Below are 12567 nucleotides of genomic sequence, written 5' to 3' on the forward strand. Positions count from 1 at the left end.
GCATGCCAGTGCGACGACCATCGATGCTCCTTGACACCCTGAACGAACCGCTTGAGGTGCTCCACCTCGTCGTCACAACGGTCCACGCGACGCCCGGCCAGGTGAGGACCCGCTCGTCAACCTGGTGAATGCGACAGAACGGCACCTCGTGCGCCGCCCGGAAGACGCCGTACGCTCTGCACTCCAAGGACATCCGGCAGCCCGGCCGAACGCGACAGCCGGTGCGATGTCCCCGAAGAAGAACCACTGACCGAAGTCGACGCCATACCCGTGGCGAACGATGCGGTCCTCGCGGCTGCACACCCGCGGCAACTCCTCAACCCCGTGGCGCACCGTAGCGAGATACTGGCTGGCGGTGAGGCCATCCCGCGGCCGGGAGACGCCGGGTGCGTACAAACTGGCAGAGCACTTCCGACGGCCATACCAACTCCTCCAGCACTTTTGTCTGGGCCAGTCGCCTTCATGCTGCCCGCTGCAAGCGCGGGCCCGGGAGAAAGGCTGCGTGCTGGTGCCCACGGCGCGGTGGCCGGCGGCGAACGTGGTGCTCGAGGTGACCGGCCGCCGCTGGGAAGGCCTCCGGCAGGGGCGGGGTCGACTACGGCGCCAGCATCTCGACGTGACGGCGTCCGGCCGGGGCGCGGCGGCCCGCCCGAGAACGGCGACGATCAGCCTGGGCGAGCCGATCACCTCGCGACATCTGCCCGAGCCGGCGGTGCATGACTCGGCCCCGCCCGAGCTCCGCGTGCCGGAGGCACAGCATGGTTGGCAATCCGAGCCCGACGTATGGGCGGACTTGCTACACCATCTGCCGCGGATCGACCGGAGGCGTCCGCGGCACTGAAACGCCTGGTCAAACTACATTCATGTAGTTACGTGATCTTCCCGATTCCGGGTTGCGTCGCCGTCACCCGTGCGGGTAACTGGATGTGAGTTCTCAACGGATCTGATCCAGTCTCATTGGAGCTGATCCGGCCGCCATTAGATCTCGCATGCCGGCGTACGGGTGGTGGTGCGGAGCCGCGTAGCGACCGAGTACCCAGCGGCCATCGAGATCCGCAAGCTTGGCGGCCAGCTGATGGCCGATCCGAAGCCAAACACAGATCGACTACCGAGGGTATTTGGGCCTGCCCCGTTTTGACGGACATCCGAGATCAGGGGACCTGGGGTCTCCGAGAGGATGTCCATCATCATGGAGAGCATGGGTAAGAAGCGATCACGGCCTCGCCGGTCGTTCACACCGGAGTTCAAGGCTGAGATCGTCGAGTTATGTCGGCGTGGGGATCGCACGGTTGGGCAGGTGTCGAAGGATTTCGAGCTGACCGAGACCGCGGTCCGGCAGTGGGTCAAACAGGCCGAACTCGACGCTGGTACCCGTTCCGACGGGCTGACGTCCGATGAGCATGCTGAGTTGTCACGGCTGCGCGCGGAGAACCGGCGACTGCGTGAAGACGTTGACATTCTCAAGCGAGCAACCTTAGATTCAAGGAGTCAAGACAACACACTGGGCTGGAGTTCGATAGCCGAGGCATTTACGGGGCGGTTGTTCAGGCGGGCCGCCAGGGCGTCGAGATCAGCTTGGCTGTGCAGGCCGAGATCGGTGCCCTTCGGTAGGTATTGGCGGATCAGCTTGTTGGTGTTCTCGTTCGTGCCGCGCTGCCACGGGCTGCGCGGTGCGGCAAAGAAGACGTCGACGCCGGTGGCTTCAGTCAGCAGGCGGTGGCCGGCCAGCTCCATACCGCGGTCCCAGGTCAGGGTGTTGAGCAGGTGAGGGTCCATCAGCGAGAACGCTTGCTGCAGGGCCGGAATGACCGTCGCGGTGTGACGGCTGGGCAGCGCGACCATGGTCAGATAACGAGATCTGCGGTCGACCAGCGTTGCGACTTGGCTGTTCTTGGCGCCGACGATGAGGTCGCCCTCGAGATGGCCGAGTTCGGTCCGCGTGTCGGCCGCGGCAGGTCGTTCTTCGATCGGCCGTGCTCCGACGATCTGTGAGCGCCACTGGCCTTTGACGGTGTTGCGTTTGTTCTTGCGGATGGGACGACCCGTGCGCAGCCTGGTGCACAACTCACGCGGGATCAGTTTCCACCGGCTCGTGTAGATCGCTCGGTAGATGCTCTCGTGGCTGATGCGCATCAACGGGTTGTCTGCGTGCACCAGCCGCAGGTGCCCCACGATCTGCTCCGGGGACCACTCGTTCTCCAACAGCTTGATCACCAGTTGGCGGAGCAACGGATTGTCCTGCAGAGCGGACGGTTTCGGACGGCGGCCCTGCTCCAGAGCACGTTGCTCGGCAGCGAACGCACGATACTTCACCCGGCCGCCGTTGCGAGCGACCTCCCGGCTCACTGTCGATGCCGGACGGCCGATCGACACAGCGATCGAACGCAGCGAAGCGCCGGCCTCAAGTCCTCGAGAGATCGATTCCCGGTCTTGGGCGGTCAAGCGATCCGCCCGGCGAACCCGCTCGGCCGGCGCGATGCCGCCATGGTGCTTGAGCACCGTGAAAACCGATCCTGGCGGCTTGTCCAAGGCCCGCGAGATCACACTGATGGAGTCACCGTCACGCCACCGCCGCCACAGATCCTCTTTCATCGCGTCCGACATCCCAGGCCGACCCATTCGTGCCACAAGTCACCCATCTACCAGCACCGTTGCACTGATCACCTGAATCTAAGACGGCTTTCTTCGCGAAGGAGACCCGGTGAACGTCTTTCCGTTCATCGCCGCGGAGCAGTCTGGCGAGCACAACGTCAAGCGCGCGTGCGAGCTGCTCGAGGTCTCCCGATCCGCTTACTACCAGCAGAAATCCGGTGTCCTGTCCCGCCGGGAACGTCTCGACGCCGAGCTCACCGACACGATCACGCACCTGCACGCGGTTTCCAAGGGCACCTACGGGGCGCCACGGATCCATGCTGATCTCACCGACGCCGGTATGCGGCACGGCCGTAAACGCGTCGCCCGGCTGATGCGGACCGCCGGCCTGGCCGGCAAGAACCCGCGGCGGTGGCGGGTCACCACGACCCCGGACTCGAACGCCGGCAAACGCCCTGACCTGATCGGTCGTGACTTCACCACGGATGCGACCGCGACCGATACCCGCTGGTGCGGCGACATCACCTACATCAACACGTGGCAGGGCTGGCTCTATCTGGCTACCGTCATCGATCTCGCGTCACGCCGCGTGGTCGGCTGGGCCGTCGCCGACAATCTCAAGACCAACCTGGTCGACGCCGCCCTCACCGACGCCGTCGCGCGACGCCGACCCAGGCCCGGGCTGGTGTTCCACTCCGACCGCGGCACCCAATACCTCAGCACCCAGCACGCCCGCCTCGCGCACCGTCACGGCATCCGTCTCTCCGTCGGCCGTCGCGGGCAGTGCTGGGACAACGCGGTCGCCGAATCGTTCTTCGCCACCATCAAGACCGAACTGCTGCATCGTCAGTCCTGGCCCACGCACCAAGCCGCCCGGCAGGCAATATTCGAGTATGTCGAAGGCTGGTACAACACCCGGCGCCGCCACTCGAGCCTCGGCTACCTCAGCCCCGCCGCTTTCGAAGCCCTCAGCCACAAGCCGCTATCCATCGGCCTGGCCGCCTAACTAAGATCAACACATCGACCCTGTCCGTCGAAACGGGTCAAGCCCAGCACTCCCACCGGTGACCGCACCAACGCCGCCACCAGCACGGGTAACCCGACCGCGGCAAGGTACCAGCCCGCGGTGACTCCGAACCGCTCGTTCAAATGCGGACCGAGAAGAATCGAGGCCCTGAGGTTCAGCCCCAACCCAATCGTCACGAGCCCCAGCGTCATCCGCGCACCCGGCAAAGGTCTTCCCGAGAAGGTCATCGCCAACACACCCGATCTGAGCAGGGTTCCAACCCATCAAATCAGCCGCCCCGCCGGATCCAAACGCGCACCAGAAAGTGTCAAGAACGATGCAGCTCCTGATCAAGGTGACGCACCTGATGATGACCATGAAAGGCGACGCCGTCGATCACTCAAGCGGCCTACACAAACTCATGATCGAGTACACGGACAAGTAGCCGATGTCAGTGCGCGTCCAGAGAGTGCCGAGGCGCATTCAGTCCCGCACGGTTTGAAACTCGTCTTTCCCTGTATCAGCGCGGTCATCGTGGGATCGCGTCGGAGGATTCGAGGGTCGATTTGATGACCTTCGCGCTCGCCGTCATGCCTTCCTCGAGGCGGACGTCGAGGGGGTGGGGAAGGACGTCCTGAATCCAGTACAGTCGGCAAGAGGTCGGGCCGTCGGGCAGAATCTGCATGGAAGCATTGTGGTGGTCGGGATGGACAGCGTCACCGCTGATGGCATAGGCGAGGCGCCGTACCGTTTGATCGATGCCGATGAAGCGACTACCTCGGCGCCTACCGTCATTGCCACCCTGCGTAACACCGCCGCTCACGCGACCTAATCACCGCCGTGACCAGTAGTTGCCCGACAACGCAATGACCCTGCCCGCAGGCCGGGACGAGATCGTGGAGATCCCGTTCACGTCGGCGGCAGATCGATCGTATCTGGCGGGCTGGACGGGACATCTGCGAGCTTGCGCTACCGCGCGGTAACTACAGGGTCCGTTACCACATCCGCGCCATGGAAGAGGCGGACACGGTCGAGGAGGCGCCGGACTCTGGGAGTCGCCGTACGCTGGGACAGCGACGTGACGGTGGTCGCCACGAGCTGGGTCGCCATGCAATTTTTGCGCAGTCAAAACGTGTATGGTTTGGACATTCCGTCGTACATTCTATAATATCTGGCAAGGAGGTAGAGCGCTGTGAACCAAGACTTTGGTCCGTTCTCCGTTGATCCGGCCCAAGTAGTCAGTCTTGGTGGTGCGCTCTTCCAAAACTTGATCAGCAGGCTTTTGGCATTGGAATCAGCCAGTGCCGGCATGGCTGGGAGCGACCTCCACACGTCGTACCAGGACAACATCGGTGATCAAGGCGTGGACGCAGGCGTCTACGCAGCTAGCGCGACTACTTGGATCCCTGCCGGCGACTCTGCGTGGCAGTTCAAGGCCGGCGATCTAGCGCCGAAGAAATGCGCCGACGAACTTGAGGGCGCGACACGTGCTCGGGAAATCATTCAGGCCGGTGGCAAGTATCGAATCGTGCTCGGCAAGGCCCTCGAGGACTATCTGATCGCCTCTCGCGAGAAAAAGCTGCGGGAACGAGCAGCCAAATTGGGCTACAACGTCAGTGGTGACAACTTCAAGATCATTGACGGCAATCAGCTCGCACGGTGGGTCGAACAATACCCTCAGCTTGCGGTGTCGAGCCTCTTGCGCGGGGTGGGCAATGTAGCCATCGCCTTCGATAAGTGGCAGCAGAGCGGCATGCACCAATCGACGTGGGTGCCCTCGACCGACCGCGACGAACTGCGCACGACCGTCACGGCGTTCGTTGCCGATGCGACCCGGCTCGAGCTCCGCATTGAGGGCGTCAGTGGGCTCGGCAAGACCCGTGGAGTGCTGGAATCGCTGCGCGGGTCGGCATACGAGCCGCTCGTGCTCTACGTCGGCGATGCAGACGACCTGAACTACGCGCTGATCGATCACCTGACGGCTCAGCGTCGAAGTGCAGTCCTGGTAATTGATGAGTGCACCCGTAAGCGTCACAACGTCTTCGCGCAGCAGCTGCAAAGCGGTGCGCAGGTCAAGCTCATCACCATAGGTGAGCGCGACACCCGCATAACGCAGAGCGTGCCGATCGTCTTGTCACCCCTGGCTGACGAAGTGATCGATAAGGTCCTGACCCAGAACAGGCCTGCCCTCTGGCCAGAGGCTCGGCGCGTAGTTGTGGCCAACTGCGCGGGCAACGTTCGGTGGGCGATGTACGTCGCTGAAGCGATTTTGAACGACCCGAAGATCAACGTTGGCGGTTTGATCGATGCCAATACGCTGCAATTACTCGTCGGCGATCTACTGTCGGGAGATGACGGTTTTTTAGCTCTTAGCGCCCTAGCTTTGTTCTCCCGCTACGGCGTCGACCGGGAACTGAGAACTCAGATTGAACAGATCGCATCGGGTCTCGGCATCGCGGTGGAGGACATGCTCGCGGCCAACCGCAAGCTGGAGCGGATCGGACTTATCACGAAGCACGGACGATACCGGTCGGTCACGCCTCAACCCCTCGCGGTGTACCTGGCCACTCGGGCTTGGGAGGAACTGGGCGACAAGATCATTGGCGATCTGTTGCCAACGCTCGATGAAGAACTCGCCGAGCAGTTGTTCCTTCGGGCCGCCGATTTGGGTTCGAGTGGGCCAGCTGCGATAGCCCTCAACAGAATCCTAGGAGACGACGGCCCGTTCAGGTCATTGGAGGCAATTTCAGAGCGCAGTGGGTCTCGGTTGCTCATCCAGCTGGCGATCGTTAGCCCTGATGATGTAGCCAATCACCTGGGCCGGCTGATCGACGAGGCGACTGATGATCAACTGCGGGGCTTAAAGTTGATTCGACGGAACTTGGTCTGGACGCTCGAAAAGCTGGTATGGCATTCGGCGACGTTCGAGCGAGCTGCGGACATGCTGCTGCGTCTGGCCTTGGCTGAGAATGAGACGTGGAGTAACAACGCGACCGGTACATGGCTGAGTCTCTTCGGCTCCATGCTTCCCGCGACTGCCGCGCCGCCAGACGCACGCATGCAGTACTTGCAGGGCGTCGCAGTCAGTTCTGACCCGGCGATCCGCAAGCTCGCGACCCAGGCGGCGGACACTGCGATCGATGTGCGCGGCGGGTCGGTGATGGTGTCGGGCGAGTTGCAGGGTGGCGTCGTTGTTGAACCTCGTGGAACACCCAAGACGTACGGCGATCTATGGGACTACCTTCGCGCCGGCATCAAAATGCTTCAGGCCCTGACTAGAGACACCGAGGCCGCAGTTCGTGAAGTAGCCGAAAAGGCTTTGATCGACGCCATCCATCCGATGCTTGAGAACGAGGCCGTCCGGGACACCCTGTTCGATGCGTTAGCGGCACTACCGACGGATGCCCTCCGCAAGGTGCGGACTGAAGTCAAGCACCTCTACGCACTATTTACGAACGTCGAGAAGCCTGAATTCAAGGCATCAACTAACTCGGAGCCGGATGTGTCGGGCCGTCGAGCCGGCCTCGACATGCTGAGCGCACGCCTCCCGGCCGCGGAACCAATCGATGAGCTGACTTCACTCGCCTACGCGCAGCGCTGGGAGTGGGAAGATGGCGAACTGCAGGAGTCGATCGAGCAAGTCGCGCTGTCAATGCATGCGACTGACGGCGCCGCTGCCGTCATAACGCTGCTCAGCGCTGCGCAACCGCCGGAGGCGTCGTTTGAGCTTGGTAGTGCGCTCTATGCCGTATCGGCGAGTGACGAAACTGTGGCTTCTCTGGCAAACCTCGCGGACAGTGGCAACGTTGCCGGTCTCGTCGGGTACTTGCACGCCTCAATCGGCGATGCTCATCCCGATGCTTTCGATGCCTTCCTGGACGGACCTGTCGGTAGCAAGCTGGACCCCGCCACCCGCCTGGTCATAACGGTGCGCGGTCCGCAATCAGATACTGGCTGGACGCGGCTAATTGAGCTAATGAAGGTGTTGCCGGTACACGTCGGCGCGCCGCGTATGTTCGGCTGGCACGTGGGGGTCGACGAGAACCGGATTGTTGCGATCGTTGACGAGTGGCTGACGAAGATCGAGACTCAGCCCGACTACAACTTCGCGGTCGATGTCGTTGCCATGATGGTGTTCCAGCGTCCGACATTGAGCGCGGGAGTTGAGGCCCGTATCGCCGCTTTGGTTGAGCTTCGCTCCAAGTTCCCGGAGGCCGGGCAGCAGAGCTGGGACTGGGTGCAACTGGCACGCCGTCAGCTGGCCGACAACGTGGATACGCTGCTGCTCAATCTACTCCGCCAGGTTGACGCTGGGTCCCTGCACATTTTTGAAGGCAGCGAGGAACAGAAGCTCATACAAGAGGCCGTCACAACTGCTGGCACTCGTAGTCTCGACAGTGTGCTGCGGCTCGTGCAGACTGGGTCTTGGCGACTCCAAATGGACTTCCGTGGCTGGCTCGCGAACGTGTACTCGGCGCACGATGTCATCGCCTGGATCGGAACGGATGTTGAGCGAGCGCGGCTGGTTGCGTCACTCACGGGCGTAGCTGATGGCGAACCATCGAAGGTCGTTCGCTTCCTTCTCGATAAGTTCGGGACGGACGACAAAGTATCATCATCGTTGTACGGCGACTTGGTTTCCGGCACCTGGTGGGGAAACGAGTCGGACCGCTTGAACAAGCAAATTGCCCAACTAGACAAGTGGATTGCGAACAAGAATGAGCCTGCAGGCGTGAAGAGCTGGGCTCGAACTGTGATCGGATATCTCAAGAAGCGGCTGGAGGTAGTACTCGTGGAAGAGGCTGAGGAACGGCGCTAGGCCGGCCTAGGCCGCTTGCGTATTATCGAGATACCGAGTTGCGTCGGCTTCTTCTACCCAGCGCAGTGAGGTTGTCCGAGCAAGGAACTGATTACTGACCGTGTCATGTGGTGAGGTCGTGTCCGATGTGGAGATGACAGACGCTGCGGCGACGATCTTCCCGATCCGCCACGGGTGGTGGCTGACGTAGCGCAACGTTATGAACGTCATCTTGAGCAGCGAGTTCCCGCGCTCGCCGATCGCGAGCAGGCTGTTGTGTGCCTTGTTGAACTGTTTGCTGGACCAACTGCAGCCCACCGCAGCCGGCGAGCGTCGCTGGGGCGTCGCGGGCCAGACGAAACAGGGAATGCCGTTCGGTCAGGTCACGGGCCGGTTCCCTTCGTGCATGACGCCCACTTGCTCGCAGACCGCTGACCACTGCGCGTCCCACCAGGCAGCGTCTTCTCCCGCGTTGACGTAGCAAGCCTCGTGGGCATCGTCGCCACAAGAACACGCCGTGCCGCACGCCATTCGGTGAAGGTGGTGCCCCGACATGTCCTGGCCCGTCTGGCAACAATGGGCGGCGCCGCTGCCCGATCCGTACCCGCGCCCGAGCGGCTGCACGAGCCGCCATCGACTCCTCCCAGCTACCGCTCACGATTCAACACCAACGCTCAGCCCGGCATCCGGATTTGCCGCGGAGAAGGCGCGCGAATGTCACTCAAAGTAATCACAGTCAGCGCCGAGCTGAATCAGGACGCCTCCCATAGGGCGCTTGTGTGACTATGTGTGGATGTCCGATGACACCAGCCCGCAGTGGCGCGCGGGCCGCTGGTTGCGCGATCACGCCGACTCTTGGGTGGCTTGGCGATCGTCGCAGGAGTCGCTGCGACGCCAGCGGCTGGTCACGATGACCGCGGCAGTGAGTTCCGTTGCCCACCGCGCCCTGCTTACTCCGTCCGCGGACGAGATCGTTACCCGTTACCCGGATATTCTGGCCAGCTGCGACCGGCTCGCCTTCAAGTCAGATGCCGAGACTGTGGCCTACCTGATCTGGCACCTGTCGGACCGGTACGGACGGGTCCTGCAGGTTCTCGATCGACTCTTCGCGGCCGGACACCTGCCGCTACGCCGCAGCCGCTTGTCGGTTCTGGAAGTGGGTGCCGGTCCGGCTCCGGTGCTGTTCGCCGTTCGGGATTTCTACGACGACCTACGAGCCTTCATCACTACCTCCGACCTTGGCATAGAGGCAGCCTCAGCGCGCATACTGCACGCCATCGATCGCGGTCCAGCCTGGTCCTGGCTACTTCACCGGTTCTCCGAGGAGCTTTGCGCCAGACAGGGTCCGGATACTGACGGCTCTGCGCTGCCGTTCGGGATCACGTATGACGACCTCGAAGGGTTATCGGTACGCCGCGAGCATGAGGCCGCTATCGATCGAGGCGCCGAGGCCATCCTGGCGGAATTCGAGCGCAGCGACGATGACATCACGAGGCACACTGCCAGACGATTCGCGATCGAGGATGGCAACTACCCGCCGAGCGCGTACGACCTCATCGTAATGTGCAATTTTCTCACTAACACTCACATCACAGAAAAGTTCGCGACGGAGATCGAACTGCTATCTACTGCGCTAAGCGCGGGAGGCTTGCTCGTCGTAATCGGCGCGGCTGGCGGGCATTATCCCGCTGTGTACACGCGTCTTGACGCGATCCTGTCACAAACGCGTCTGCGGCCACTCAACGACTTCCCGCATCCGATCCAGGCCCACGCAGACGAGGGACAACGTAATCTCATCGGCGCCCAGATCCGCGGCGATGTCGCGTTCTCCTCCGCCCTCGCTCCCGCAGCTTTCGCCACAACACAGCACCGGTTGCCGGAGGACATCACCAATCTTGGCCAACCCATCGAGTTCCCACAATTCCAGGTCAGGGCTTGGAAGAACGAGTGGCAACGCAGGACCAGCTGGCGATCCTGACCCGCGCACGTTGAGCGAAAGCCACAATGCTGCTTTCCGTGGCACAGGCCGTTTCGGCGGCATCCTCATTTGCCGCGTTCATGACGCGCTCGCGCAGCCGTTCGTCACATTCTGTGTTGATGCAAGGCCATCCGCGTGGGCTATGGGCACGGGGCAAAGCGCTGGTGGGGCGTTGACCGAACAGGAGTGTGGCGGGTGGTGGGCAGCTACGTGCTCGGCGTCTGCGCGTGCCGGCGAGGGGCTGCAGGGTCGACGGCTGCCTTCGCGCCTGGCCAGAATGGCTCGTGCGCGAGGAAGAACTGACGAGGTCGTCGGCTGGGGTGGCTGTGGTAACAGGCGCCTCGGGTCGCGTCGGTGATGCTGTGGCGCAGGCGCTTGATGCCACCGGTTGGCGGGTTCGCGGCGTTGACCGGGCACCGGGCCGATGGACGAGCATCGTCGGCGATCTCCGCGACGGACAGGTACGCCGCGCCGCGGTCCGGGCGGCCGGGGTCGTGGTTCATGCGGCAGCTTTGCATGCTCCGCACGTCGGCCTCGTTGACGACGGGGAGTTCCGGGCGGTGAATGTCGAGGCCACTGCCGCGTTGCTCGACGACGCCAAGGCCGCCGGTGTACGGCGGGTGATCTACATCAGCAGCACCAGCGTGTACGGCGACGCGCTGGTCCCCACCGACCGAGCGGTGTGGGTCGACGAGAATCTGCCGCCACGTCCACGCGACATCTACGACGAGACAAAGATCGCCGCGGAACAACTCGTCACGGCCGGCGCCATCAGCTCGACGGTCTTGCGCATCGCCAGGTGCTTCCCGGAACCGTTACCCGTGCTGGCCACTCGCCTACTGCACCGAGCCGTGCGGCTGGCCGACGTCGCCGTGGCGACGTCGAGCGCCGTGGCACACGACGCGGTGGTCGGCACCTTCAACATCGCCGGACAGTATCCGTTCACGCACACGGACTGCGTCGCTCTGTACCACGACGCAGCGAACGTGATCGCCGAGCGCGCTCCGAAGGTCGCGGCGGCATTTCACGATCGAGGCTGGCCGCTGCCTCGGACAATCGACCGGGTCTATGACTCCTGCGCCGCCACGAACGCCTTCGGGTATCACCCCACAGAGGGCGTGCTCCGACTACTGAACGAGCCCGGGAACGAAAGCTCGTCAAAGCGGACTATTCGCAACTGAGCTCTCCGGTAGCACAAGGGCTATCGCCTGCCGGTCGTGACAGCGCATTCTTGCAGTCCAAGATCAAGCGTGCTCATAGCCGCAGATAACGCGGGCCGGCGGTGCTGGCCGGGGTGGGAGACCGGAGGGCGATGAGCCTGTCCACCGGGGGTGCGCACGACTGATCTCGGACACACCCCCGGCCGCGTTCAGGCTTCGGGGAGATCGGCGAACGCCTTCTTCGTCTCGCGGTACCACCCCATGGACCGGATCGGATGCCGCCAGCGACCCTTCATGTCCTCGTGTGCCGGCTCGTGGGCGACGTCACCTCCGCCGACCGCCTCGCGGAGATGCCGGTCCTGCGCCTTGATGACATCGTCGGCGGTCTCACCGCTCAGTGCCAGATCACACGGACCGCCCAGTTGGCGGCAGGTCAGGGTTTTCATCGGGATCTCCTCGTGGTGTTGGTAGCAGGACAGGTGTTCTCGGGGCGTCCCGGGAGGTCCCGCGCGCTGTGGCGAGACTGTCACGACTTTTGACGCCAAGCCGTCGGTAGCGGCACGGCGACGTAAGGGATGTCGTCCAGGGCGACAGGGCGGTCGGGCCCCCGCACGTAGGCGACAGTCCGGGTCCAGGCGTTGCCGCGGGCCCGGATGCGCCAGCTCTCGAACGCGCTGACCCTCAAACTCACTTCATACGGTGGTACGGGATACGGCTCAATGCCGAACAGGGCAGTGTGGCCGGCGTCGGCCGCGTCCAGCCCGCTGACGGTGTGGACAACGCTCTCGAACGCGTTCATACCCTGATGACGGACCAACGCTATGAGGTGTGACAGCTGGAGCCATCGGATCTCCGTGACGCTCAGGACAGAACTTCCGCTGAGGTTCGTGATGGCCCAGAACATCCGCTCATGCCGCTGTCCGAGAGTGGTGGCCTGGCCCTGGGTGTCAGGGTTCGGTGAGACCAGCGGTTCACAGGTGTAGCCCGCCCGGGGCGGCGAGGATGGATTGATCACGTTGACGCTCAACACGCT

General features: G+C 63.2%; 8 protein-coding genes and 1 pseudogene. 5 read left to right on the forward strand and 4 right to left on the reverse strand.

All coding sequences use genetic code 11. From position 1 onward, the window contains the following. Positions 1-1198: 1198 nt before the first annotated feature. Positions 1199-1474: pseudogene (locus ACIA5D_RS51230) on the forward strand (transposase); the annotation flags it as partial. Positions 1475-1488: 14 nt separating this feature from the next. Here ACIA5D_RS51230 and ACIA5D_RS51235 read toward each other — a convergent pair. Then, entirely contained in the window at positions 1489-2604 is a 1116-nt protein-coding gene (locus ACIA5D_RS51235; RefSeq protein ID WP_396038030.1) for an IS30 family transposase, read from the reverse strand. Between the two features lie 97 nt (positions 2605-2701). Here ACIA5D_RS51235 and ACIA5D_RS51240 point away from each other — a divergent pair, with 97 nt between their 5' ends. Beyond that, positions 2702-3598, forward strand: a complete 897-nt coding sequence (locus tag ACIA5D_RS51240) for an IS3 family transposase (protein WP_396038031.1) — start codon at positions 2702-2704, stop codon at positions 3596-3598. A gap of 529 nt (positions 3599-4127) precedes the next feature. Here ACIA5D_RS51240 and ACIA5D_RS51245 read toward each other — a convergent pair. Beyond that, complete coding sequence (locus ACIA5D_RS51245; RefSeq protein ID WP_396038033.1) at positions 4128-4283, reverse strand: hypothetical protein; 156 nt, start codon at positions 4281-4283, stop codon at positions 4128-4130. A gap of 507 nt (positions 4284-4790) precedes the next feature. On the opposite strand from ACIA5D_RS51245, the gene ACIA5D_RS51250 reads away from it, so the two are divergent. The 3 genes from ACIA5D_RS51250 (at position 4791) to ACIA5D_RS51260 (ending at position 11555) form a co-directional block, all read left to right on the forward strand. Next, positions 4791-8417 (forward strand): hypothetical protein, encoded by a 3627-nt coding sequence (locus ACIA5D_RS51250; RefSeq protein ID WP_396038034.1) that lies wholly within the window; start codon positions 4791-4793, stop codon positions 8415-8417. Positions 8418-9189: 772 nt separating this feature from the next. Then, positions 9190-10374 carry a hypothetical protein gene (locus tag ACIA5D_RS51255; RefSeq protein WP_396038035.1) on the forward strand — a complete coding sequence of 395 codons (1185 nt, stop codon included), beginning with the start codon at positions 9190-9192 and terminating at the stop codon, positions 10372-10374. A gap of 326 nt (positions 10375-10700) precedes the next feature. Further along, the gene (locus ACIA5D_RS51260) at positions 10701-11555 is read left to right on the forward strand and encodes an NAD-dependent epimerase/dehydratase family protein (protein WP_396038038.1); all 855 of its coding nucleotides are present in this window, start codon (positions 10701-10703) and stop codon (positions 11553-11555) included. A 188-nt stretch (positions 11556-11743) separates the two neighbouring features. Here ACIA5D_RS51260 and ACIA5D_RS51265 read toward each other — a convergent pair whose 3' ends face one another. Then, complete coding sequence (locus tag ACIA5D_RS51265) at positions 11744-11980, reverse strand: DUF1059 domain-containing protein (protein ID WP_396038036.1); 237 nt, start codon at positions 11978-11980, stop codon at positions 11744-11746. An 80-nt stretch (positions 11981-12060) separates the two neighbouring features. Next, on the reverse strand, positions 12061-12567 hold a 507-nt coding region (locus ACIA5D_RS51270; protein ID WP_396038037.1), incomplete at its 5' end, for a hypothetical protein.

The sequence above is a fragment of the Actinoplanes sp. NPDC051513 genome (assembly GCF_044454685.1).
Taxonomy (GTDB): Bacteria; Actinomycetota; Actinomycetes; order Mycobacteriales; family Micromonosporaceae; genus Actinoplanes.

Bases quoted from the DNA above. Each gene is read 5' to 3' on its own strand.
- ACIA5D_RS51235 (WP_396038030.1), bottom strand. From the start codon at position 2,604: ATGTCGGACGCGATGAAAGAGGATCTGTGGCGGCGGTGGCGTGACGGT.
- ACIA5D_RS51245 (WP_396038033.1), bottom strand. From the start codon at position 4,283: ATGCAGATTCTGCCCGACGGCCCGACCTCTTGCCGACTGTACTGGATT.
- ACIA5D_RS51255 (WP_396038035.1), top strand. From the start codon at position 9,190: ATGTCCGATGACACCAGCCCGCAGTGGCGCGCGGGCCGCTGGTTGCGC.
- ACIA5D_RS51265 (WP_396038036.1), bottom strand. From the start codon at position 11,980: ATGAAAACCCTGACCTGCCGCCAACTGGGCGGTCCGTGTGATCTGGCA.